A 23,444-nucleotide genomic window follows, 5' to 3' on the forward strand; every position below is an offset into this window, starting at 1 on the left:
CCCCCTCCGCGGCACATCTCAGCGCACCCGAAAAGAACCGCCGCCCAGGCCGCGACCTTGTCCGGCACACCCTCGGTGCATCAACACAAGGCATCAACAACGCAGTCGCCTACGCATCGACTTTAAATGCGCGCGTCTCGAAACAGGCGCCCACGCCCGCTCAGCTCCGCATGACCTCGCGCGGCACCCGCATCAGCTGCGCATCAGCTGCACATCGCCTCGCACCGCCTTTGCCTCACGGCGCCACGCAGGCCTCGTCCTTGCCGCGCAGCTTCTGCCAGCGCGAGCGCTCTTGCAGGCAGCGCCGATACGCCTCTGCCTTGGCGGCGGCAGCCTGCTCGGCGGCGGTGCGGGTGGCACTGCTGCGCTGCGCCTGCAATTGCGCGATCTTGGCGCGGATCTGCGGCATCGCCGCCATCGCGGCACGCTCGCCTTCCAGGATGGCGGCGCCACGCTGGTTGAAATCGGCCGAGCCGATGTCGTTGACCTTGGGGCGGATCACCACATCGGCACGCTTGAGTTCGGCCTCGCCCAGGCGCTGGCCCATGATCGAGATCGACTGGTTGACGGTGCCGAGCAGATCGCCGGGATTCTTGCCGCTGGCCTTGCTGGAGATATCCACCGCCACCACGAATTCCGCACCGAGCTGGCGCGCCGCATCCACCGGCACCGGGCTGACCACGCCGCCGTCCACATAGTGGTATTGGCCGATGGTCACCGGCTCGAATACGCCAGGAATGCTGCTGGACGCGCGCACCGCCTGGCCGGCATTGCCGCGCACGAACACGGTGCGTTCGCCGTCTTCCAGCCGCGTGGCGACCGCCGCGAACGGCTTGCGCAACTTGTCGATCGGCTTGCCGCCGAGCTGTTCGTTGACGTAGTCCTGCAGCTTCTGGCCCTGCACCAAACCGCCGGAGAAGATCCGCACATCGCGGATGCTGGTCTGGTCGAGCGCGACGGCCTTTTCCTGCATCTGGAACGCATCCATGCCGCTGGCATACAGCGCCCCGACCACGCTGCCGGCGCTGGTGCCCGACACCACCACCGGCGCAAAGCCATTGGCCTCGAGCATCTTGATCACGCCGATATGCGCAAAGCCCTTGGCCGCGCCGCCGCCGAGCGCCACGCCGATCTTCACCGGTTTGACCGCGCCGGCAGACGGTGCCTGCACCACCGGCGCCGGTGCCGCCGGGCGCGGCTCGCCACCGCAGGCCGAGAGCAGACCGAGCATGGACAACAGGGCAAGCGAGCGGGGGCGGCGGAGCGCAGTCATGGCGAAAACGTCGATGGGAAAGGCGAGGGAGAATACACGCGTGCCGTCACGGTGGCGCTGATGGTTGGCGTGCGTGGAGATTGTTCAGAACGGCATCGTTTGCAGGCGTTGCACTACCTTGTCCCGGCAAGAAGGGCGAGCCGTTCATTCGGGCGATGACCGCAGCCACCTGCACGGGCCGGGGGCGCGGAGCGGGGGGTGAGGGTAAGGAGCGAGGCCACATGGGATCGCAGCAGGCTTCGCCGGTCCCCTCATCCGGCGCGACGCGCCACCGTCTCCCGGCAGGAGAAGGGTGCCCGCACACCCGCCTGCCGCGTCACCCCATCAAAACCGGTTGTCGCCATCCAGCAACCTTCCCAGGCCGCCCAGCACCGAGCCCTCGCCGCGTTGCTGTCCACCGGCCTGCGGGGCGGCCTGCAGCATGCGGCCGGCCATGCGCGAGAACGGCAGTGATTGCAGCCACACCTTGCCGGGGCCGGTGAGGGTGGCCAGGAAGACGCCTTCGCCGCCGAAGAACATGCTCTTCAGCCCGGCGACGCGGCGCACGTCCATGTCCACGCCCGCGTGGTAGGCGACCACGCAGCCGGTGTCCACATCGATGCGTTCGCCGGGGCCGAGTTCGCGTTCCACCACGGTGCCGCCGGCATGCACGAAGACCCAGCCGTCGCCTTCGAGCTTCTGCATGATGAAGCCCTCGCCGCCGAACAGGCCGGTGAGGATCTTGCGTTGAAACGCGATCCCCAGCGACACGCCGCGCGCGCCGGCCAGGAAGCTGTCCTTCTGGCAGATCAGTTGCCCGCCATGCTCGGACAGGCGCAGCGCCAGCACCGTGCCCGGATAGGGTGCGGCGAATGCGACCCTGGCCTTGCCGCTGCCGGCATGGGTGAACACGGTGGTGAACATGCTCTCGCCGGTGACCACGCGTTTGCCGGCCGACAGCAGCTTGCCCATCAGCCCGCCGCCGCCGCTCTGGCCGGCATGCGAGCCGTCGCCGAACACGGTGTCCATCTGCACCGCGGCGTCCTTGTACATCAGCGCGCCAGCCTCGGCGATGGCGCTTTCGCCCGGGTCCAGCTCGACCTCGACGAACTGCATGTCGTTGCCGACGATGCGGTAGTCGATCTCGTCGGCGCGCCCGGCCGCGCCGGTCAGCGGTGGCGGCAGGCCGCTGCCGCCCTGCAGCTCGGCCAGCTGGCGGGCCGGCGTCCAGCCATCGAGTCCGTCGCGCCAGGCCAGCGCATCGGGCTGGCGCTGGGCATGCGCGCGGGCGCTGGCATCGTCGAGCGGGCCAATGCGATCGGCCTGTCCGGGAACATGGAAATACCACTGGGCCATCGGGACGACTCCTGTCTGTGCGTGCGCCGAGTCTAAGCGCAGCCGCGGTGACGGCGTCCCGTGTCCAAGGTCATGCCCGGAAGGTGCGGTCGGGCGCGGTTGTGGGCTGTAAGGAGCGCGTGGCTGCCGGCTGTCGCCGCGCAGCTTGCGCAAGACTCCGGGCTGCGTGCGCGGTGGGGCGGATGGCGCTTACTCGCCCACCGTCGCCCAATAGCGCTCGCCGTCGCGCTGCACCCGCACCGGGCCACCGAACACGTCCGACAGGCTGGCGTCGGTGAGCAGCGCATCGCGCGGACCATCGGCCACGACGGTGCCGGCACGCAGCAGGATCACCCGCGCGATCTCCGGCACGATTTCCTCGATGTGATGGGTCACCAGGATCAGGGTGATGCCTTGCCGGGCCAGGTGACGCATGGTGTCGAGCAGGTGCTGTCGCGCCACCAAGTCCAGGCCGGTGGACGGCTCGTCCAGCAGCAGCGCCTGCGGGCGATTGACCAGTGCGCGCGCGATCAGCACGCGGCGGGTTTCGCCGGCCGACAGTTCGGCAAATTGCCGGTCCAGCAACGGCAGCGCGCGCGCCAGGGCCAAGGCCTCCCGTGCCCGCGCGCGCATGTCGTCGCTGATCTCGCGATGCGGTGGCACCACATAGCTGGCGAAGAAACCGGACAGCACCGCGCTTTCCACATCCAGCCCCGGCATGTCGGCCAGGTTGACGCTGAGGTCGCCGGTGACGATGCCCAGCTGCGAGCGCAGGCGGTCCACCTGCCAGCGCACCTGCCCGAGCACTTTCACCGCCGCCTGGCCGTCGGCGCGCACCAGCGGATACAGCTCGCGGGTGATCAGTTTGATGAAGGAGGACTTGCCGCAGCCATTGGGGCCGAGGATGGCGGTGTGCTGCCCCAGCGCGATGCGCAGGCTGAGCGCATGCAGCACGCGCACCTGGCCGCGCATCACGCTGGCCTGGTCGAGCTCGATCAACGGGATGGCGTTGGCAACAGCAGCAGGATCGGTGGACATCTCGGCAGTAACCGTCATACGGGTGACATCAGGCGCAGTGGGGAAGGGGAGCGTGTGAACCGCTTTAGAAATGTAGGGCGCACCCTACGCATCCGGAGGGTGAAGTTTGCCGCCATCGCCCCCATCATGTCTCCATCGACCCAACCCGATGGCGCCGCTGTGGAAATGCCGATGTTGTCCGACCCGATCATCGACCTTCTGACTTCCGGCGTGGTCGGGCTGGGCGTGTGGGGCATGCTGGCGGTGCTGCTGGTGTTCACCCAGCTCACCATCTTCGCGGTGACCTTGTACCTGCATCGCAGCCAGGCCCATCGCGGTGTGGACTTCCATCCGGTGGTGGCGCACTTCTTCCGCTTCTGGACCTGGCTGACCACCTCGATGATCACCCGCGAATGGGTGGCAATCCATCGCAAGCATCACGCCAAGGTCGAGACCGAGGAGGACCCGCATAGCCCGCAGACCAAGGGCATCAGCCAGGTGTTCTGGCGTGGCGTGGAGCTGTACCGCGAAGCACGCGCGCAGCGTGCCGACATCGAGCAATACGGCAAGGGCGCGCCCACCGACTGGATCGAGCGGCATCTGTACACCCCGCATGCCAATGCCGGCCCGATTGCGTTGCTGGTGATCAACGCGGTGCTGTTCGGTTTGCCCGGCATCGCGCTGTGGGCGATCCAGATGGCGTGGATTCCGTTCTGGGCCGCCGGCGTGGTCAACGGCCTGGGCCACTGGTGGGGCTATCGCAATTTCGAGTCGGCCGACACCTCCACCAACCTGACGCCGTGGGCGCTGTGGATCGGTGGCGAAGAACTGCACAACAACCACCATGCGTTCCCGAGCTCGGCGCGGTTTTCGATGCGGCGCTGGGAGCTGGATATCGGCTGGGTCGCCATTCGCGGGCTGCAGGCGATCGGCCTGGCCAAGGTGCTGCGGGTGGCGCCGTCGCTGGATATCCGCCCCAACATCGCCGTGCCCGATGCCGACACGCTCAAGGCCCTGCTCTCGCATCGCTTCCAGGCGATGACCGATTACCAGCGCAATGTGTTCACCCCGGCGCTGCGCGAAGAGGCTGCGGCCACCGGCGCCAAGCTGCGGCAGCTGTTGCCGCGGCGGTTGCGCAAGGGCCTGGTCGATGACGGGCGGTGGCTCAAGCCCGATGCGCGCGCGCAACTGCAGCACTGGGTGGCCGAGCGCCCGCGCATGCGCACGCTGGTCGAGTACCGCGCACGCCTGACTGCGGTGCTGGAGGCGCGCAGCCACGATGCGTCCGAACGGCTCAAGCACCTGCAGCAGTGGTGTCACGAAGCCGAAGCCAGCGGCAATGCCGCCTTGCAGGCCTATGCGGCGCGGCTGAAGGGTTATGCGCTGAGTGGGTCGTAATCGTCGGGGCACGCGTGCTGCTGTGCGCGTGCGTGGATCGTATGGCTTGATCGCGCGCGGCCTGCTACTGGCATGTTGTGTGTGCGGGCCGGCTGTGTTCGCGCAGGCGCACGCCCAGGTGCAGGACAGCCAGCAGTATCTGCAACGCATGGATACCGATGGCGATGGCCGGGTCAGCCGCGATGAATATCTGGCCTGGATGAGCTATGCCTTCGAGCAGCGCGACCTGGACCATGACGGCGTGCTGCGGGGCGATGAGCTACCTGGCCGGCGCGGCAAGCCGATCACCCGCGCCGCGCATCGTGCCACGCTGATCGAGCGCTTCGCGCGGCAGGATGCCAACGGCGACGGCTACCTGAGCGCGCGCGAGTTGCTGGCGCCGCCGCGCTGATGCCTACCTTCGCGCGCGTCTGACGCTGCGTTCGGCAAGCTCGAGCGCATGTTCACTCTCGACCAGGTCAGCCGGCGCTACGGCCAGGCCATTGCCCTCGACTCCGTCTCCCTGCAGTTCGCCAGCGGCATCACCACCGCCTTGATCGGCCCCAGCGGCGCCGGCAAGTCCACCGTGCTGCGGATGCTGGTGGGGCTGGAGTGGCCGGACAGCGGCACGGTCGCCTTCGATGGTGCGCCGTTGCAACGCGCCGGCCTGCAGGCGCAGCGCCAGCGCATCGGCTATGTGATTCAAGAGGGCGGGCTGTTCCCGCATCTGGATGCACGCAGCAACGTGGTGTTGCTGGCGCAGACGCTGGGCTGGACGCGGCAGCGCATCGACCAACGCCTGCAGACCCTGTGCGCGCTCTGCCAGTTGCCGCCGGAGTTGCTGGCGCGTTATCCGGCCGAACTGTCTGGCGGTCAACGCCAGCGCGTGGGCTTGATCCGTGCGCTGATGCTGGATCCACCGGCCCTGCTGCTGGACGAGCCACTGGGCGCGCTCGACCCGATCGTGCGTTACGACCTGCAGGCGCAGATGCGCGCGCTGTTCGCCCAGCTCGGCAAGACCGTGGTGCTGGTGACCCACGACGTAGCCGAAGCCGCCTACCTGGCCGACACCCTGGTGCTGATGCGGGCCGGCCAGGTGGTGCAGCAGGGCAGTGCGCGCAGCCTGCTGGAACAGCCGGCCGATCCGTTCGTGCAGCGCTTTCTCACTGCGCAGCGCAGCATCGGCGACGCCGCATGATCGCGCGCGTGCTGCTCGCCGTTGCACTGCTGATCGCAAGCGTCGGTGCGCAAGCCGCGCAGGTGACGATCGGCTCGAAGAACTTCACCGAGGCCGTGCTGCTGGGCGAGATCGCCACCGCCGCCGGGCAGCGCGACGGCGTGGACGTGCAACACCGCGCGCAGCTCGGTGGCACGCGCATCCTGTGGCGCGCGCTGGAGACCGGGCAGATCGATGCGTACGCCGAATACACCGGCACGCTGGCGCAGGAACTGCTGCAGCTGCCTAAAGCCAGCCAAGCCGAACTGCGCGCCGCACTGGACGCGCGTGGGCTGGCGATGACCGACTCGCTCGGCTTCCAGAACACCTATGCCTTCGGCATGCGCGTCGAGCGCGCGCAGGCGCTTGGCATCGCATCGATGTCGGATCTGGCACGGCATCCATCGCTCAAGATCGGGCTGAGCAACGAATTCATGCAGCGCGCCGATGGCTGGCCGGGCGTGCGCGCCGCCTATGCACTGCCGCAGACCGCGACCGGGCTGGATCACGATCTGGCCTACCGCGCGCTGCAGAGCGGAGCGATCGAGGTCACCGATCTGTACAGCACCGATGCGGAAATTCCGTATTACCGGCTGCAGGTGCTGCGCGACGACCGCCATTACTTTCCCGATTACCAGGCGGTGTTCCTGTATCGCAAGGACCTGGCGCAGCGCTCGCCGGCGATGCTCAAGGCATTGCAGGGGCTGCAGGGGCGCATCGACGAGGCGACCATGCAGCGGCTCAACGCACAGGTGAAGCTGGAGCGTCAGTCCGAGGCGGCGGTGGCTGCGCAGTGGCTGGGCGTTGCGCCGGCATCGGCAGCCGACTCGCGTGTGGCGCGTCTGCTGCGGCATACGCGCGAGCATCTGGCCCTGGTCGGCATCTCGTTGGGCTTTGCCTTGCTGATCGCGTTGCCGCTGGGCGTGCTGGCGGCCCGGCGGCCGCGGCTCGGGCAGGTGGTGCTGTCGTTGACCGGCGTGTTGCAGACCTTGCCGTCGCTGGCAGTGTTCGTCTTCATGATTCCCTTGTTCGGCATCGGCGCCAAACCGGCGATTGCCGCGTTGTTTCTCTACAGCCTGCTGCCGATCGTGCGCAACACGCATGCCGGGCTGACCTCGATCCCGCGCGAGTTGCGCCAGACCGCCGAGGCGATCGGGCTGCCGGCATGGACGCGCCTGTGGCGGGTGGAACTGCCGCTGGCGCGTCGTACCATCGTGGCCGGCATCCAGACCGCGGCGGTGATCAACGTAGGCACCGCCACGCTGGGCGCGTTGATCGGCGCAGGCGGCTACGGCCAACCGATCCTCACCGGCATCCGCCTGGACGATATCGGCCTGATCCTGGAAGGCGCGATTCCTGCGGCGGTGCTCGCGCTGATCGTGCAGGCGCTGTTCGAAGGCCTGGAGCGCTGGGTCACGCCGCGTGGGCTGCGCATCCGCCAGCGCGGCTGAGCCCGTAGAAGCGGACCCGGCCGCGACCGGGCTTAGCCGGTAACGCCCCGTCGCGGCCGGGTCCGCTCCTACGGTTACGCGGCTGGCAGCGCTGCGATCAGGGCTGAGAGCGCATCCTCGGTGACATTGAGGTGCGGTGCGATACGTAGACGTCCGTGTCGGCGTGTGCAGATCGCCCCGCGTGCGCCGAACGCCGTCGCCACCGCATCCAGCTGATTGGCTGGCGGCTGCAACGCGGTTAGATGCGCCGCGTGGGCGGGCGTGCACCAACTGCCCAGGCCGCGTGCCTGCAGCGCCGCGTTCCAGCGCGCGGTGAGCGTACCCAGTGCCTGCGCAATGCGCGCCGGTTGCCAGGCAGCGACCTGCTGCAAGGCCACCGTCGCCATCGCGATCCGCAATGGATCGGCAACGCCGCCGGCATCGAACCGGCGCGCACCGCTGCGATAGGACGGCGCCTGGGCCACCGGAAACTCCCAGCTGCTGCCGGCATCGCGGCCGATCCAGTGTTCCTCGATCGGCACCCCCTGCGCCCGCCATTGCGGGGCCACCCACAGCCAGGCCAGCCCCATCGGCCCCAGCAGCCATTTGTGGCCGACGCTGACCACGAAGTCCGGCCGCCAGCGCGGCAGGTCGGTCGGCAGCACGCCCAGGCTCTGGCTAAGATCCAGCACCAGCGCTGCGCCGCGTGCGTGCACCGCGGCGCTGATGCGGTCCAGATCGAGCTGTCGTCCATCCAGCCAGTACGCATGCGGCAAGGTCACGATGCGCAAGGCCGGTGTCTGGGCGATAGCCTGCAGCACCGCCGCGGTCAAGGCATCGCCACCGGCCGTGGACACCGCCACGATGTGCGCGCCCACCTCGGCACAGCGGCGTTGCCAGATCAGCAGGTTCGAGGGGAACTGGCCTTCCAGCAGCAGCACCGCCTCGCCGCGTTGCAGCGGCAGGTTGCGTGCGGCGGTCGCCAGGCCGTGCGCGGCCGAGGGCAGCATTGCCACGCCGTCGGCATCGGCGTCGAACAGGCCTGCAGCGAGCATGCGCAAACGCTCGATGTCCTGCAGCCAGGCATCGAACGGCAGCTGCCACGGGGTGGCCAGCGCATCCACCGCCTGATGCGCGACCGCTTGCACCGCGCGCAGCAGCGGGCCGCGCGAGGCGGCATCCAGATAGGTGATATCGGCAGGTAACGCAAATGCCTGCTGGCGGCGTTCCCATTCGACGGGCGCGGGGAGCAGGCTGGACAGAGAAAAAGAAGACATGGCGACAGCTTACCGCTGGCTGCCACGCTGCCGACACGGCGCGTTCACAGGCGCTCCTCAAGCATATGGCGATGTCTGCACTCTCATCTCTGCTGGGCCACCACCAGCAACAGCAGCTGACGCTGCTGGAACGCTACGCGCAGACCCGCGCGCTGAGCGATCGCCTCGCCGCACCCCTGAGCGCTGAAGACGCAATGGTGCAGAGCATGCCCGACGCCAGCCCCAGCAAATGGCATCTGGCACACACCACCTGGTTTTTCGAACGCTTCGTGCTGCAGGCCGATCCGGCCTACCGTGTGTTCGACCCGGCCTGGGATTTCCTGTTCAACAGCTACTACCAGAGCGTGGGCCCGATGCACGCGCGCGCGCGTCGCGGAGTGTTGTCGCGGCCGTCGTTGCAGCAGGTGCGCGACTACCGGGCCGCAGTCGATGCGCAGATGCAGCAGCGCCTGCGTGACGGGGTGTTGGACGCGCAGGCTTGCACCATCGTGCAGCTCGGCATCCAGCACGAGCAGCAGCACCAGGAATTGCTGTTGACCGATATCAAGCACGCGCTGTGGAGCAATCCGCTGCAGCCGGCGTACCGCGATGCGCCGGCACCGCCTGCGGCCGTCGCCAGCACGCTGCGCTGGCAGGCACGCGACGAACAGATCGTGGAGATCGGCGCAGCGGCATGGCCGCAGGCCGACACCTTCGCCTACGACAACGAGTCGCCGCGCCACCGCGTGCTGGTCGGTGCGCATGCGTTGGCGCATCGGGTGGTCAGCAACGCCGAGTTCCAGCAGTTCATCGACGCCGGTGGCTACCGCAGTGCCGGTGCCTGGCTCAGCGATGGCTGGGCGATGGTGCAGGCGCAAGGCTGGCAGCACCCGCTGTATTGGGACGCGGACGGACGCGAGTTCACCCTGGATGGCTGGCGCCCGCGCGACGCGCATGCGCCGGTATGCCATCTGAGCCTGTTCGAAGCCGATGCGTTCGCGCGCTGGGCCGGCGCACGCCTGCCCACCGAAGCCGAGTGGGAACAGGCCGCCACCGGTGTGCCGGTGCAGGGCAATTTCGTCGATAGCGACGCCTTGCATCCGCGCGGCGCCGACGCGGTGGATACCGGCCTGCAGCAGTTATTCGGCGATGTCTGGGAATGGACCGGCAGCGCCTACCTGCCGTATCCCGGCTTTGCGCCGTGGCCCGGGTCGCTGGGCGAATACAACGGCAAATTCATGAATGCGCAATGGGTGCTGCGCGGTGGCAGCTGTGCCACGCCGGCTAGCCACGTCCGCGCCAGTTACCGCAACTTTTTTCCCTCCGATGCGCGTTGGCAGTTTGCCGGCGTGCGCCTTGCCAAGGATCTGCCTTGAACGCCGCCGCCCATGCCATGCAACGCGCGCACGCCGCGCTGACCGACCTGCGCCCGCAACCGGATGACATCACCGCCGACGCGCTGGCCGGGCTGCAGCAAACGCCCAAGACGCTGCCGTCGAAGTATTTCTACGATGCGCACGGCTCGCAGCTGTTCGAGGCGATCACCCGGCAGCCGGAGTACTACCTCACCGGCACCGAACTGGCCTTGCTAGAGGCCAGCATGGCCTCGATCGCGCAGGCGATCGGCGCTGGCGTGCACGTGGTCGAATACGGCAGCGGCAGCGGGCGCAAGACCGAATTGCTGCTGCAGGGCCTGCGCGATGTGGTGGCCTACACGCCGCTGGAAATCTCGCGCACGGCCTTGCTTGAAAGTACCGCGCGGCTGGCGCAGCAGTTCCCGCAGATCCAGATGCTGCCGGTATGCACCGACTTCACCAAGCCGCTGCAGCTGCCGCAGGCGCAGCGCCCGGCGCGCCGGCATCTGGTGTTCTTCCCCGGTTCGACGCTGGGCAATTTCACCGATGATGCCGCCGTCGAGTTGCTCGATGCGATGCGCCAGACCATGGGCAGCGACGGGTGCGCCCTGATCGGCATCGATCTGGACAAGGATGCCGGGTTGATCGAGGCCGCCTACAACGATGCGGCCGGCGTCACTGCCGAGTTCACCCTGAATCTGCTGGCGCGGCTCAACCGCGAGATCGGTAGCGACTTCGATCTGGACGGCTTCCGCCACCACGCGGTGTATGCGCGCGAACGCGGCCGCATCGAAACCTTTCTGATCAGCCAGCGTGCCCAGCGCGTGCAGGTGGGCGGCAAGGCATTCGAATTTGCCGAAGGCGAGGCGATGCAGGTCGAATACAGTTACAAGTACACCGACGCGCGCTTTGCCGAACTCGCCGCCGCTGCGGGGCTGAAAGTCACTCACGGCTGGAACGATGCCAAGGACTGGTTCGGCCTGCGCGTGTTGCGCCCGCTCTGAGTTCTGGCGTCTGGCGTGCAACGGATCGACGATGCGCAGATTGTCGCGACCATCCGCGCGCTACTGGCGGGCCGGCTGCCGGAGCAATCGATCTGCCCGTCCGAGGTCGCCCGCGCACTCAGCGGCGACGAAGCGCGCTGGCGCGCGCTGATGCCGCAGATCCGCAGCGTTGCCGCCGATCTGGCCGGCAGCGACGTGGTGCAGATCACCCAACGTGGCGACGTGGTCGATGTGCGAGCTGTGCGTGGGCCGGTCCGCCTGAGGCGCGGCCGGCATTTCGAATGACGGGTGGGGCGCTGCATGCGCAACACCGCTCGCGTGCGCGGCGGTGACACCTTGCCGAATCGATGACGGCGCCGGCAGCCCATCGCCCCAGCCGGCACTGACCGCCGTCTTGCGGCAAACGTGATCAGTCGACGCAGCAGCGGCCGTTGCGCGGCGTCTGTGCCACGACCCACCAGCCTGTCACTCCGCACTACCGGCAACACCTCATCGGGTCGGCGCGCAACGCGTTGATCCTGCAACGCTGATCCGCATACCTACGCCGCCTGCACCACATGCAGGGCCTTGGGATTGCGCCACTGCACCAGCAGCGCCGCTTCGCGTGCCTTGGCTTCCTGCAGGTGCGCGTGCTTGATATGCCCATAGCCGCGGATATGTTCGGGAATGCTGGCGATCTGCGCGGCCAGGCCGACGTTGTCGGCATCCAGCCGTTGCAGCAGCGTGTCCACTGTTGCCACGTAGTCGGCAATCAGCTGACGCTCGCCACGCCGTTCGGCGCTGTAGCCGAACACATCCAGCTTGCCGCCGCGCAGGAACTTCAGCCGCGCCAGCAGCCTGAAGGCAGTGAACATCCACGGCCCGTATTCGCGCTTGATCGCGTGGCCGTGCGCATCCTTCCTGGCCAACAGCGGCGGTGCCAGGTGGAAGCGCAGCGTGTAGTTGCCTTCGAACTGCTGCTGCAGCCGGCGCTGGAAGTCGCCACGCGTATACAGCCGCGCCACCTCGTATTCGTCCTTGTAGGCCATCAGCTTGAAGAAGTAACGCGCCACCGCCTCGCTCAACGCGCTGCTGCCGGGCGCCTGTTGCGCTTCGTGCGTGCGCACGCGCTCGACCAGGCTGCGATAGCGCTGTGCGTAGGCGGCATCCTGGTAGTCGGTCAGAAACGCCACGCGCCGCGCGATGGCTTCGTCCAGCGACTGCGCCAGCTGCTCGTCGTCGAGCGGATGCGTGGGCGCATCGACATCGCCATGCAGCGTGTTGCCGTCGCTCTGCGCCAGCGCATGCGGTGCGGTCTGCCCGCCAAGATCGTGTTCTTCCCAGCTGCCCGGTGCGCGCGCTGGCGGCGTATCGCCCTGTGCATGCGCACGCTCGCCACCCTTGCCCAACCCGGCCGCCTGCTGCACCGCCGGCAGGTCGATCGCGGCCAGGCGCCCCCACGCAAATGCCTGCTGGTTCATCGCCACCGCCGCGCCATTGAGCTCGATGGCGCGCATCAGCGCCGCATGCGACAACGGCACCAGCCCGTGCTGCCAGGCATAGCCAAGCACGAACAGGTTGCTGGCGATCGCATCGCCCAGCAGCGCGGTGGCCAGTTGCGTGGCATCCAGCAACAGCGGCTCCTGGCCGCCCAATGCGGTGCGCACGCCGGCAATGATCTCGGCGGCAGGGAACTGCAGGTCCGGCTGGGTGGTGAAGTTGCCCGGCATCGCTTCGTAGGTGTTGAGCACCACCTGGGTGCGGCCGTCGCGCACCTTGGACAAGGCCCAGTAATCGTTGACCACCACCATGTCGCAGCCCAGCACCAGATCCGCTTCGCCGGCAGCGATGCGCACTGCGTGGATATCGGCCGGTCGGCGCGCGATGCGGATATGCGTGGTCACCGCGCCACCCTTCTGCGCCAGGCCGGTCTGGTCCAGCACCGTGGCGCCCTTGCCTTCCAGATGCCCGGCCATGCCGAGCAATGCGCCGATGGTCACCACGCCGGTACCGCCGACGCCGGTGATGAGGATGTTCCAGGGCTGTTGCAGCGTGGTGCGTTGCGGCGGCGCGGGCAGGTTGCCCAGCAAGGCGCTGGCATCGCGCTGTTGGCCCTTGCGCGGCGCACCGCCATGCACGGTGACAAAGCTCGGGCAAAAGCCCGACACACAGGAATAATCCTTGTTGCAATTGGATTGGTCGATCTGCCGCTTGCGGCCGAATTCGGTCTCCTTGGGCAGCACCGACACGCAGAAACTCTTTTCGCCGCAATCGCCGCAGCCTTCGCACACCAGCGAATTGATCATGACGCGCTTGGGCGGGTCGACCAGCTTGCCGCGCTTGCGGCGGCGGCGCTTTTCGGTGGCGCAGGTCTGGTCGTAGATCAGGATCGACACGCCCTTGACCGTGCGCAACTGCTGCTGCACCGCATCCAGTTCGCTGCGATCGTGGAACGCCACCTCGCTGGGGAAGCGCTCGCGCCGGCGCGTCCATTTGCCGATGTCGTCGCTGACCACCGCGATGGTGTGGATGCCTTCGGCGCGCAGCTGCTGCGCGATGTCCGGCACGGTGAGCGTGCCGTCCACCGGCTGGCCGCCGGTCATCGCCACCGCATCGTTGTAGAGGATCTTGTAGGTGATGTTGACGCCGCTGGCGACCGACTGCCGGATCGCCAGCGAGCCGCTGTGGAAATAGGTGCCGTCGCCCAGGTTCTGGAATACGTGCGGCGTTTCGGTGAACGGCGCCTGCCCCGACCAGGTCACGCCTTCGCCGCCCATATGGGTGAAGGTGTCGGTGGAGCGGTTCATCCAGGTCACCATGTAATGGCAACCGATTCCGCCCAGCGCACGCGAGCCTTCCGGCACCGCGGTGGAGGTGTTGTGCGGGCAGCCGGAGCAGTAATGCGGCACGCGCGGGAACAGCGCGCGCGGCAAGGCCATTTCGGCCTCCTTGCTGTCCATCCAGCGCAGCCGCTGTTCGATCGACTCGGTCATCGCGCTGGACGGCAGTGCAAAGCGCTGGATGCGCTTGCCGATCACCGCGGCGATCGTGGCCGGAGTCAATTCACCGGTGGACGGCAGGATCCATTCGCCCTGCTCGTCGTACTTGCCGACGATGCTGGGCCGCGCACCGGCGCTGGCCGGCCAGTTGTAGAACAGCTCCTTCATCTGGCGCTCGATGAAGGCCTTTTTCTCTTCCACCACCACGATGTCGTCGAGCCCGCGCGCGAACGCGCTGATGCCCACCGGCTCCAGCGGCCAGGTCATGCCGACCTTGTACACGCGGATGCCGATCTGCGCGCAGGCCTGCGCATCCAGGCCCAGGTATTCCAGCGCCTGCAACACGTCCAGATAGCTCTTGCCGGTGGTGACGATGCCCAGCCGCGCATGCGGCGAATCCAGCACCAGCTTGTCGATCTGGTTGGCGCGTGCGAAGGCCTGTGCGGCGGCGATCGCATAGCGGTGCAGGCGCATTTCCTGATCCACCGGCGGGTCCGGCCAGCGGATGCTCAGGCCGCCCGCCGGTAGCGCAAAGTCCTCCGGCAACACGATGCTGCGTGCGAACGGATCCACATCCACCGAGGCCGACGACTCCACCGTCTCGGCAATGGTCTTGAAGCCGACCCAGCGCCCGGTATAGCGGCTCATCGCCCAGCCGAGCAGGCCCATGTCCAGGATGTCCTGCACCCCGGCCGGGTTGAGGATCGGCATCATCGCGCTGACGAATTCTTCTTCCGAACCGTGCGGCAGGGTGGAGCTGCGGCAGGCATGGTCGTCGGCGGCCAGTGCCAGCACGCCGCCATACGGCGAGGTGCCGGCGGCGTTGCCGTGCTTGAACACATCGCCGCTGCGGTCCACGCCTGGGCCCTTGCCGTACCACATGCCGTAGACGCCCTGCACCTTGGCACCGGGGAACAGGTTGGTCTGCTGGGTGCCCCAGACCATGGTGGCGGCCAGGTCTTCGTTGAGGCCGGGGGTGAAGGTCACCCTGGCCGCGTCCAGATGCTTGCGCGCACGCCACAGCTCCAGGTCGAAACCGCCCAGCGGGCTGCCGCGATAGCCGCTGATGAAGCCGGCAGTCGCAAGGCCGGCGGCGTCATCGCGCAGGCGCTGCATCAACGGCAGCCGCACCAGCGCCTGCACGCCGGACAGGTAGATGCGCCCGTCGGCACGCGTGTACTTGTGCTCCAGCGTGTAATCCGCATCCACCTGGCCGAGCTCCGGCGTGTTGGCAGAGTCGGGAGAAGAGAGTGCAGCAGTACTGGTCATGGCGTGCCCGGAAAGGGTGGCTGGGACCCGGTGCGTGTCATCTGAAACCAATGACCCGCCCGACGGATTCCAAAACGGCGGTGCAAAGTGTAACAGTCGCCCTTCACGCGCCCGTTGCATGCGGATGCACAGCCGTCGCGCTGCGGTTACGATGGGGACGGGAAGGGTCGTTTGCTGTCAGGGGATAAAGCCAGTGAAAAGGAAATACGCATGGGCCGCGATGTTGGCCTTGCTCGGGGGCGTGTGGTCGATGGCGCAGGCGCAGAACCTGCCCAAGCCCAAGGAGTTCTATTTCGACGAAGATCGCGGCACCACCAAGGCCGTGGTCGCGGTACAGGGGCAGGGCGATGCGGTGGTCGACCGCCTGGCGGCGATGGTGCAGCGTGACGCCCGCGCGGCCGAGCCGCGCGCGCAACTGGCCTCGCTGGCCTATGCCGGGGGACGCACGCAGTTGGGCGACGAGCTCTACCAGGGTGCCCTGGGGCTGGTCTCCAACGGCAGCCAGCAATACCGTGCCATCACCTGGAACTACGGCTGGGATCTGTTGCGCGCCGACCAGCCCGACAAGGCCTTGCAGCAGTGGGCCAGCCTGGCCAACGGCCGCCCGGCCGCGCCGGCCTGGTTGCCGACCACCGCCGCCCTGGCGCTATGGCGCAGCGGGCGTAAGCAGGAAGCGGTCGAGTGGTATGCCGCCGCAGTGCGCACCTGGCCGGATCGCTGGAGCAGCACCGCCAGCTACGCCACCTTGCTGCCGGATTGGCGCGAGGCCGAACGCGCCAGCCTGGCCGAGGTCTTTGCGGCATGGCAGGCGAACCCGCCGGCGTTTCCGTAACTCGGCGGCGGGCGCGCTGCAGAAAGCCCCGTAGCGCGCTGCTGTACATCACGTCGCACGGCGTTTTGCGGCCGGCGCCAGCGGGCAATGCGGCCACGCTCCAAGTCATTGCTTTGGGTGTCGTGCTTGGAAGGATTGGTCAGCGCTGATGGATCAGTTGTAGAGCGGATGATCTGCGGCTTGGCTGCAGGGCCCTTGCCCGCCCACCCTCGCAGGACACGCCGCAAGGACGTCCCTGTAGGCTCTTACGCGGCATCCATGCCGCGTAAGGTCCCGCGACGGTGAGCGGGCAAGGACCAGTCGAGATGGTCGGTCTTTTGAGGTAGTCGTCCGTGCGATAGCTCGATCGTAGAGCGGTTGATCTGTGCTTGGCTGCAGGGCCCTTGCCCGCCCACCATCGCGGGACACGCCGCAAGTACGTCCGTGTAGGCTCTTACGCGGCATCCATGACGCGTAAGGTCCCGCGACGGTGAGCGGGCAGGGACCCGTCGAGATGGTCGGTCTTTTGAAGCAGCCGCCCGTGCGATAGCTCAATCGTAGAGCGGTTGATCTGCGGCTGGGTTGCAGGGCCCTTGCCCGCCCACCATCGCAGGACACGCCGCAAGTACGTCCGTGTAGGCTCTTACGCGGCATCCATGCCGCGTAAGGTCCCGCGACGGTGGGCGGGCAATGACCCGTGGAGGTGGTCGGTGCGCATGCTCAAGTGCAGTGCGGATTCGCGTTGTCCGATAGTGATGGGCCGGATCCTAGAAGCGGCAAGCCTCGACATGCCTGTTGCCAGGCGTTGAGCGAACGATCTGCGCCACGCGTAGGCGTGCTCGCCGATTTAGCCCGTCGTCGATCCAGCCCGTCACTGATCCAGGCACGACACGCTCACTATGCGATGCTGATTGCTGCTTTCCCACGGACCTGACCACGCCATGGCGGTGGATGCATTTGCGTTGATTCTGGCGATGTTGGGGCTCGGCCTGCTGTTCGCGCGCTTGCGGGTGCTGCCGGACAACAGCGCCGATGTACTCAATCGCATCGTGCTGTACATCTGCCTGCCAGCCTCGGTGCTCACCTATGTGCCGCGGTTGCACCTGGATGCCTCGCTGGGTGGAGTGATCGCCACGCCGTGGTTGCTGACCGCAATCATCGTGCCGCTGCTGTGGGGCTGCAGCCGCCTGTTCCGGTTCAAGCGCGAGGAATACGCCGCGCTGCTGATGTGCGTGGTGTTCACCAACTCCAGCTTCATCGGCTTTCCGATGGTGCGCGCGTTGATCGGCGATCACGCCCTGCCGTATGCGGTGGTCTACGACCAGTTCGGCACCTTCGTGCTGTTATCGACGTTCGGGCTGTATGTGCTGGCCCGCTACAGCGGCGACACTCCGCCGACCGCGAAGCTGATCCTGTTGCGCGTGCTGCGCTTCCCGCCGCTATGGGCATTGCTGTTTGCATTGACCGTGATGCCGGAACAGCCGCCGACCTGGATTGGCGCGGGCTTGAAGAGCCTGGCCGACGCGATGCTGCCGCTGGTGATGCTGGCGGTGGGCTTTTCGCTGCAGTTGCGCCTGCCTGCGGACGAACTCAAACCCTTGGCCGTGGGCCTGGCCTTCAAGTTGGCAGTGATGCCGATCCTGGCATTGCCGCTGTCGCTGGCGCTCGGCTTGCATGGCGCGATGCTGCAGACCAACGTGCTCGAATCGGCCATGCCCACCATGATCACCGCCGCCGCGCTGGCCATCACGCATCGGCTGGCGCCGCGCCTGGCCGCAGCGATGGTCGGCTACAGCATCCTGCTGTCGCTGCTGACCCTGCCTGCATGGGCCTGGCTGTTGGCACGCCTGGTGGCTTGATAGGGCCTGGTCCGTATGAAATGCTGGCCCGCAACACTGCGCGCCCATATGGAACAGGAGCAACACATGCACGGATATCGCTTGATCACCACGGCGCTGCTATGGCTTGGCAGCGTCTGCGCGGCACATTCGGCAATGGCGGCAGCGCCTGCGAGCACAGCGGCTGCGGCCAACGATCCGCTGGTGGATCAATGGGCACGCCAGGTCGGCCAGACCATGCAGGCACGCCTGCGCAGCATGGCGTCCAGCGGCGAGCCCAGGCAGCTGTATCTGGCCGGTCTGTTGTGGGTCGATGCCGAGGACGACGCGGCGTCGGCCGCAGACGGAGGCTATGCCCCCATCCAGCGCGTCTGGCTGCAGCGTGCCCTGGACGCGCGGCCGCGCGACCCGTTGGTGGCGCGCATGGAAGCCGCCGGTTGCGCACCTGCGTTGCGCTGTGACCCAGGCGCTGCGCTGGCTTTCCTGGAGCAGGCCGATGCCGGCAACGCCAGTGTGCATCTGCGTGCCTATACGGCTGCGCAGCGCCGCGGCGACCAGGCGGCTGCCGAGCGCGCCTGGCAGGCGGCCGTGCAGTCCGATCATTTCGACAGCGGTGCGCTGGCATTCGGCAAGGCCCTGCATGCCAGCTACGACGGCGTGCAATGGCCATCGCTGGCCTCGGTCAGCCTGCGCGCGCAACTCGACGCGCAAGGCATGCCTTCCACTGGCGCGGACATGGCGGCGATGTTCGTGATGGGTGCCTGGTCTGCACATGCACTTCCCGCGCTGGGCGATCTGATGCGGCGCTGCAGCCCCACCGGTGTCACGTCCGCGTTACGCGACGAGTGCATGGCCGTGCTGAACAACGTGGCCAATGACGAGTCCACCTTGGCCACCGCCCTGATCGGCAGCAGAGGCATGGCGGCACTGAGCAGCGGCGCTGATGCCACGCGCTGGCAGGCGCGGGTGCGGGAACTGCAGTGGCTACAGCAGCAGGAGCAGCTCCGCGCGTCCGGCGTCGATGGCATGTCCGACAAGCTGGAGGTCGTCCTGACGCAGGGCGAAGTGCCGGCGTTGCGTGCGCAGTTACAGCGTCAAGGCCTTGCAGTGCAGCCGCCTGCGGGTTGGCAGCCGGGCGCGCCAGGCCGCCAGGCCCGCTAATTCGCTTGGCCGGCGCATGTCGCCTCGGCCATCTGCCAGCGGACGATGCTGCAGTGCGAGAGCGATCACGGTGGACGTTTAACGCCTTTCGACTACTTCCTCACTTCGTCGCGGTGTACGCTGCCGGCTTGCTCCCGGAAGCGAGGCGTGCATGAAGACAGTCCTGGTGGCCGGCTCCAAAGGCGGCGTCGGCAAGACCACGATCGCCACCAATCTGGCCGCCCATGCGGCCTTGCAGGGCCAGCGCACCGTGCTGGCGGACGCCGATCCGCAAGGCTCGTCCACGCGTTGGGCGCAGCGTCGCGCCAGCCTGGAAAGTGCGGTGTTGCCGATCGACGCCACCCGCCGGCGCAACTGGCAGGCCGCGGTGCCCGATGGTACCGACCAGCTGGTCATCGATGCTCCGGCCGGTGCGATGGCCGACGACCTGAGCGGCTTTCTCGACCACGTCGATGCCATCGTGGTGCCGGTCCTGTCCTCGGCGCTCGATATCGAAGCGGTGGTCGGCTTCCTCAACACGCTGGCCAAGGTGCCGCGCGTGCATCAGCGCAAATTGCCGGTGGGCCTGGTGCTCAACCGCGCCCGTCCCTGGACCCAGACCTCGCAGCAAGCTGCCGAGATGATCGGCGCCTGGCCCTATCCCCTGGTAACCCAGCTGCGCGACACCCAGGCCTATGTGGTGATGGCCGGGTTGGGGCGCAGCCTGTTCGATTACCGCTCGGCGCAGGTGCGCGACCATCAACAGGACTGGGAGCCGCTGTTCAAGTGGCTCAAGAAGTCCTAGACCGGAGTGTTTTCATGCGCGAACTGATACTGCTGCGACACGCCCACGCCGAGCCGGCCGATACCGGCCAGGCCGATCTGGATCGCCCGCTGTCCCCGCACGGCATCGCCGAGGCCGAATCTGCCGGCCGCTGGCTGCGCGAGCAGCGCCTGGTGCCCGACCGCGTGCTGTGCTCGCCGGCGCGACGTGCGCGCGAGACGCTGGAAGCGGTGCTGGAACTCACCGGCTATATCGAACAACGCCTGGACGAGCGGATCTACGACGCCACGCCGGGCACCCTGGCCAGCCTGGTGGACGAACACCGCGATGCCGAGCGCCTGCTGCTGGTCGGCCACAACCCGGGCCTGGAACGGCTGGCCGCCTTGATGCACAGCGGCCAGACCGGCGACTACCGCGGCATGCCGACCGCCGCGATCGCCCTGCTGGCACTGCCGCTGGATGCGGCCATCGAACCGGGCATCGCCCGCCTGACCGCCTTCTGGTGGCCTTGATCCGTGTCATCGTCGCTGCGCTGGTTTGCCTGGCTCGCGCTCTGGGTCGCTCTTCCCTGCATGGCGCAGCAGAAGCTGCATTCCATCGATCCGGTGCAATCGCGCTTCGGGTTCGAGATCAGGACGCGCTTCGGCATGAAGATCGAGGGGTTCTTCCCGCGCTTTCGGGGTGAATTGGCGGAATTGCCTGACGGGCGCCAGCAGGTGCGCTTCCGTCTGGATGCCACGCAGGTGGAAATTCCCGGCAAGGACCGCTACACGGCGTGGATGCGCGGCGAGGATTTTTTCGACGTCGCGCAGTATCCGGTGGTGGAATTCGAGTCGTTTCCCTATACCGCGGAGGTGGTGAAGAAGGGCGGCGACATCACCGGCAACCTGACCATTCGCGGAATCACCCACATCGAGACCCTGCACGTGGTGCCGGCTGAATGCGCGCGGCCGGGCTATGATTGCGATGTAATCAGTCGAGGTACGGTCCTGCGTGGACGTTACGGAATGAATGCGTGGCAGATGGCCCTGGGTGACAGGGTGACGTTCATTCTGCGTGGGCGGTTGCAGGAGGCGCGGCGCCCGTGAGGTTCCTGTTGAGGGTGCTTGTGCTGGCAACGCTGTTGCTCGGCACCGGATGCGCCGGCCTGTCGCAAATCGAACGCAACCGTGCCGCCGGGGTGGCGGCCGCTGCCCGCAGTACCGTGGTCAGCTGCACGCAGGCCAATCGTTGCGCCCAGCTCTCGCCATTGCGCGCGCTGGGTGGCGAGGCGATCACCGCCTCCACGCCGGCCGCGCCGCGGCATTACGCCACCATCGTCGATCACGGTGAAGAATCGCTGGTGGCGCGGCTCAACCTGATCCGCAGCGCTACCCGCAGCATCGACCTGCAGACCTACATCTTCGACAAGGACGACAGCGCGCGGATGGTGCTGGATGCGTTGACCGATGCGGCGCAGCGCGGGGTCAAGGTGCGCATCCTGATCGATCAGCTCTCGGCGATCGCGGATCTGCAGATTCTCGGTGCGCTGGCCAGCACCCACGAAAACCTGCAGCTGCGCATCTACAACCCGACCTTCGGCAAGGTCAAGCTCAATTACTTCGACTATGCCGGCAGCGTGGTGTGCTGTTTCCGTCGCTTCAACCAGCGCATGCACAACAAGCTGCTGGTGGTGGACGACGTGCTCGGCGTGGTCGGCGGCCGCAATTACCAGGACGACTATTACGACTGGGACAGCGAGTACAACTTCCGCGACCGCGACGTGATCCTGGCCGGACCAGAAGTACGCGCGATGGCCGCCAATTTCGATGCGTTCTGGCGCGCGCGCCGCAGCGTGCCGGCCGAGCGTCTGAACGATGTCGGGCGCCTGCTGCTGGAGCAGGGCGCGCCCAAGATGCCGCCGGCCACGTTCCGTCGCCCCGATCGGGTGGAGCGGGTCGATCAGGAGGCGCGCGATCCGCAGTTCGTGCGCGATGCGTTCGTGACCCCGGCCATGCCGGTGCAGCGTGTGCTGTATGTGGCCGACCTGCCGCAGAAGCACCGCAAGGAGCACGCCGCCAAGGCGGTGTCCACCGCGCCGGAACTCGACGGCCTGATTGCCGGCGCGCAGCAGGAAGTGCTGCTGCAGACCCCGTATCTGGTGTTGTCCGACAAGGCGCAGGCGATCTTCCGCGCATTGCGCCAGCGCCCGCAGCCGCCGCGGATCGTGGTGTCGACCAATAGCCTGGCCGCCACCGACAACCCGATCGTGTATGCGCTGTCGTACAAGTTCAAACGCCGCAACATGCGCGAGCTGGGCTTCAACGTCTACGAGTTCAAGCCGTTCCCGCTGAACGCGCCGGTGGAGTACGCCAACCTGGTGCCCGATCCACTCAACCCTGCGGCGGCCGAGCCGGCCGAAGACGATGGTCGGGTCAACCGCGTGATCGGCGGCAGTGCGGCCGGCAATGCCATGCGTGGCAGTGGTGGCGGTGGCGGTGGCGGTGGCACGGCCGGCACTGCGATCCGCGGCAGCGGGGGGGGCGCAGGCCGTGCGCCCGGCGGCAGCGAGGTCGATCGGCGCGTGTTGCGCACCGAGACACGGCCCTCGTTCCTGGGCACGCGTGCGGTCAACAAGCCGCTGCCGGTGACCCGTGCCGGTGCACGCATGGGCCTGCATGCCAAGTCGTTGGTGGTGGACCGCCGCATCGGCGTGATCGGCACGCACAACTTCGATCCGCGCAGCGAGAACTACAACACCGAAGCGGCGGTGGTGATCGACGATGCGCGCTTTGCGCAGGCGCTGGCGGCCAGCATCGAGCGCGACATGGCGCCGGAAAACGCCTGGACCGTGGCCCCGCGCGAAAAGCCGCCGGTGCTGAGCGGATTGAACTACAGCGTGGGCAAGGTGTCCGAAGCCTTGCCGGTGCTGGATTTCTGGCCCTGGCGCTATGCCACCAATTACGAGTTCCAGCCGGGGCCGGGTTGCCCGTTCCCGCTCAAGCGCCAGGACCCGCAGTTCCGGCAGTGCTATGTGGCGGTAGGCGATTTCCCCGAGGTCAACGTCGGCCCGAAGTGGCTGCTGGTGCGGATGCTGACCGCCTTCGGTGCGGGATTGGTGCCGATCCTCTGATCGCAGCGATGCCGGCCCGGGGCCGGCATCGAGACGGCGCGTGGCAACCGGTGCATCGTGGAGCGACGCACCGCTGCAATGGCGCGGTGCGCTGCGGTAGGTAAATGGGCGGCGCGCCACACACCGCCATCCGCCGAAGTCACCATCGCGGCCTGGCGTGCAGCACCAGCTAAAGGCAGTTGCATCAGATCCCAGCGCCGCAGATGCTGTCCCGATTCCCGATTCCCGATTCCCGATTCCCGATTCCCGATTCCCGATTCCCGATCCCCG

19 protein-coding genes are annotated in these 23,444 nt (G+C 67.5%); 14 read left to right on the plus strand and 5 right to left on the minus strand.

The features are described 5' to 3' along the window. Positions 1–235: 235 nt before the first annotated feature. The 3 genes from ABQ137_RS01265 to ABQ137_RS01275 all read right to left on the minus strand — a co-directional run bounded on the left by ABQ137_RS01265 (position 236) and on the right by ABQ137_RS01275 (position 3,643). Entirely contained in the window at positions 236–1,273 is a 1,038-nt protein-coding gene (locus ABQ137_RS01265) for a patatin-like phospholipase family protein (protein ID WP_016901221.1), read from the minus strand. 324 nt (positions 1,274–1,597) lie between these two features. Further along, positions 1,598–2,608 carry a TIGR00266 family protein gene (locus tag ABQ137_RS01270; RefSeq protein WP_016901220.1) on the minus strand — a complete coding sequence of 337 codons (1,011 nt, stop codon included), beginning with the start codon at positions 2,606–2,608 and terminating at the stop codon, positions 1,598–1,600. A gap of 189 nt (positions 2,609–2,797) precedes the next feature. Then, positions 2,798–3,643, minus strand: coding sequence for an ABC transporter ATP-binding protein (locus ABQ137_RS01275; RefSeq protein ID WP_016901219.1), 846 nt, complete (start codon positions 3,641–3,643; stop codon positions 2,798–2,800). Positions 3,644–3,796: 153 nt separating this feature from the next. On the opposite strand from ABQ137_RS01275, the gene ABQ137_RS01280 reads away from it, so the two are divergent. From ABQ137_RS01280 to ABQ137_RS01295, 4 genes are read left to right on the plus strand one after another with little or no spacing between them, the layout of a single operon-like run. Beyond that, positions 3,797–5,002, plus strand: coding sequence for a DesA family fatty acid desaturase (locus tag ABQ137_RS01280; protein ID WP_349781495.1), 1,206 nt, complete (start codon positions 3,797–3,799; stop codon positions 5,000–5,002). 46 nt (positions 5,003–5,048) lie between these two features. After that, positions 5,049–5,393 carry an EF-hand domain-containing protein gene (locus ABQ137_RS01285; protein WP_349781498.1) on the plus strand — a complete coding sequence of 115 codons (345 nt, stop codon included), beginning with the start codon at positions 5,049–5,051 and terminating at the stop codon, positions 5,391–5,393. A gap of 48 nt (positions 5,394–5,441) precedes the next feature. Beyond that, positions 5,442–6,179: an ATP-binding cassette domain-containing protein gene (locus ABQ137_RS01290; RefSeq protein WP_024939502.1), complete on the plus strand. Its 738-nt coding sequence runs from the start codon at positions 5,442–5,444 to the stop codon at positions 6,177–6,179. Then, positions 6,176–7,648: an ABC transporter permease/substrate-binding protein gene (locus tag ABQ137_RS01295; protein WP_024939501.1), complete on the plus strand. Its 1,473-nt coding sequence runs from the start codon at positions 6,176–6,178 to the stop codon at positions 7,646–7,648. The genes ABQ137_RS01290 and ABQ137_RS01295 overlap by 4 nt, the downstream gene beginning before the upstream one ends. Positions 7,649–7,722: 74 nt before the next feature. Here ABQ137_RS01295 and ABQ137_RS01300 read toward each other — a convergent pair whose 3' ends face one another. Then, positions 7,723–8,904, minus strand: a complete 1,182-nt coding sequence (locus ABQ137_RS01300) for an aminotransferase class V-fold PLP-dependent enzyme (protein WP_349780992.1) — start codon at positions 8,902–8,904, stop codon at positions 7,723–7,725. 65 nt (positions 8,905–8,969) lie between these two features. On the opposite strand from ABQ137_RS01300, the gene egtB reads away from it, so the two are divergent. The 3 genes from egtB to ABQ137_RS01315 are packed head-to-tail and all read left to right on the plus strand — an operon-like array spanning position 8,970 to position 11,527. Continuing rightward, a complete protein-coding gene (gene egtB / locus ABQ137_RS01305) occupies positions 8,970–10,259 on the plus strand; it encodes an ergothioneine biosynthesis protein EgtB (protein WP_164740847.1) in 1,290 nt (429 codons plus the stop codon). Next, positions 10,256–11,242 (plus strand): L-histidine N(alpha)-methyltransferase, encoded by a 987-nt coding sequence (egtD, locus tag ABQ137_RS01310; RefSeq protein ID WP_039529166.1) that lies wholly within the window; start codon positions 10,256–10,258, stop codon positions 11,240–11,242. The genes egtB and egtD overlap by 4 nt, the downstream gene beginning before the upstream one ends. Before the next feature lie 15 nt (positions 11,243–11,257). Beyond that, the gene (locus tag ABQ137_RS01315; protein WP_349780993.1) at positions 11,258–11,527 is read left to right on the plus strand and encodes a DUF3253 domain-containing protein; all 270 of its coding nucleotides are present in this window, start codon (positions 11,258–11,260) and stop codon (positions 11,525–11,527) included. A 254-nt stretch (positions 11,528–11,781) separates the two neighbouring features. Here ABQ137_RS01315 and ABQ137_RS01320 read toward each other — a convergent pair whose 3' ends face one another. After that, positions 11,782–15,489, minus strand: coding sequence for an indolepyruvate ferredoxin oxidoreductase family protein (locus ABQ137_RS01320; RefSeq protein WP_349780994.1), 3,708 nt, complete (start codon positions 15,487–15,489; stop codon positions 11,782–11,784). A gap of 193 nt (positions 15,490–15,682) precedes the next feature. On the opposite strand from ABQ137_RS01320, the gene ABQ137_RS01325 reads away from it, so the two are divergent. From ABQ137_RS01325 to ABQ137_RS01355, 7 genes are all read left to right on the plus strand, one after another. Beyond that, on the plus strand, positions 15,683–16,321 hold the full coding sequence (locus ABQ137_RS01325; RefSeq protein WP_024939495.1) for a hypothetical protein: 639 nt from the start codon (positions 15,683–15,685) through the stop codon (positions 16,319–16,321). A 920-nt stretch (positions 16,322–17,241) separates the two neighbouring features. After that, positions 17,242–18,159 (plus strand): AEC family transporter, encoded by a 918-nt coding sequence (locus ABQ137_RS01330; protein WP_016904237.1) that lies wholly within the window; start codon positions 17,242–17,244, stop codon positions 18,157–18,159. Positions 18,160–18,225: 66 nt separating this feature from the next. After that, complete coding sequence (locus tag ABQ137_RS01335) at positions 18,226–19,299, plus strand: hypothetical protein (RefSeq protein WP_349780995.1); 1,074 nt, start codon at positions 18,226–18,228, stop codon at positions 19,297–19,299. Positions 19,300–19,450: 151 nt separating this feature from the next. Then, on the plus strand, positions 19,451–20,083 hold the full coding sequence (locus tag ABQ137_RS01340; RefSeq protein WP_016904235.1) for a ParA family protein: 633 nt from the start codon (positions 19,451–19,453) through the stop codon (positions 20,081–20,083). 14 nt (positions 20,084–20,097) lie between these two features. Beyond that, complete coding sequence (locus tag ABQ137_RS01345; RefSeq protein ID WP_016904234.1) at positions 20,098–20,574, plus strand: SixA phosphatase family protein; 477 nt, start codon at positions 20,098–20,100, stop codon at positions 20,572–20,574. A gap of 3 nt (positions 20,575–20,577) precedes the next feature. Then, positions 20,578–21,150 carry a YceI family protein gene (locus tag ABQ137_RS01350; RefSeq protein WP_024939492.1) on the plus strand — a complete coding sequence of 191 codons (573 nt, stop codon included), beginning with the start codon at positions 20,578–20,580 and terminating at the stop codon, positions 21,148–21,150. Beyond that, positions 21,147–23,174 carry a phospholipase D family protein gene (locus tag ABQ137_RS01355; RefSeq protein ID WP_349780996.1) on the plus strand — a complete coding sequence of 676 codons (2,028 nt, stop codon included), beginning with the start codon at positions 21,147–21,149 and terminating at the stop codon, positions 23,172–23,174. The genes ABQ137_RS01350 and ABQ137_RS01355 overlap by 4 nt, the downstream gene beginning before the upstream one ends. The last annotated feature ends 270 nt before the right edge of the window (positions 23,175–23,444 follow it).

The organism is Xanthomonas sp. WHRI 8393, from assembly GCF_040203315.1.
In the GTDB taxonomy this organism is placed as follows: domain Bacteria; phylum Pseudomonadota; class Gammaproteobacteria; order Xanthomonadales; family Xanthomonadaceae; genus Xanthomonas; species Xanthomonas arboricola.

Excerpts from the sequence above, each read along its gene's own strand:
- ABQ137_RS01270 (WP_016901220.1), bottom strand. The coding sequence starts at position 2,608 with ATGGCCCAGTGGTATTTCCATGTTCCCGGACAGGCCGATCGCATTGGC.
- ABQ137_RS01320 (WP_349780994.1), bottom strand. The coding sequence starts at position 15,489 with ATGACCAGTACTGCTGCACTCTCTTCTCCCGACTCTGCCAACACGCCG.
- ABQ137_RS01290 (WP_024939502.1), top strand. The coding sequence starts at position 5,442 with ATGTTCACTCTCGACCAGGTCAGCCGGCGCTACGGCCAGGCCATTGCC.
- ABQ137_RS01265 (WP_016901221.1), bottom strand. The coding sequence starts at position 1,273 with ATGACTGCGCTCCGCCGCCCCCGCTCGCTTGCCCTGTTGTCCATGCTC.
- ABQ137_RS01335 (WP_349780995.1), top strand. The coding sequence starts at position 18,226 with ATGCACGGATATCGCTTGATCACCACGGCGCTGCTATGGCTTGGCAGC.
- ABQ137_RS01280 (WP_349781495.1), top strand. The coding sequence starts at position 3,797 with ATGTTGTCCGACCCGATCATCGACCTTCTGACTTCCGGCGTGGTCGGG.
- ABQ137_RS01345 (WP_016904234.1), top strand. The coding sequence starts at position 20,098 with ATGCGCGAACTGATACTGCTGCGACACGCCCACGCCGAGCCGGCCGAT.
- ABQ137_RS01295 (WP_024939501.1), top strand. The coding sequence starts at position 6,176 with ATGATCGCGCGCGTGCTGCTCGCCGTTGCACTGCTGATCGCAAGCGTC.
- ABQ137_RS01300 (WP_349780992.1), bottom strand. The coding sequence starts at position 8,904 with ATGTCTTCTTTTTCTCTGTCCAGCCTGCTCCCCGCGCCCGTCGAATGG.
- ABQ137_RS01275 (WP_016901219.1), bottom strand. The coding sequence starts at position 3,643 with ATGACGGTTACTGCCGAGATGTCCACCGATCCTGCTGCTGTTGCCAAC.
- egtB (WP_164740847.1), top strand. The coding sequence starts at position 8,970 with ATGGCGATGTCTGCACTCTCATCTCTGCTGGGCCACCACCAGCAACAG.
- ABQ137_RS01340 (WP_016904235.1), top strand. The coding sequence starts at position 19,451 with ATGAAGACAGTCCTGGTGGCCGGCTCCAAAGGCGGCGTCGGCAAGACC.
- ABQ137_RS01330 (WP_016904237.1), top strand. The coding sequence starts at position 17,242 with ATGGCGGTGGATGCATTTGCGTTGATTCTGGCGATGTTGGGGCTCGGC.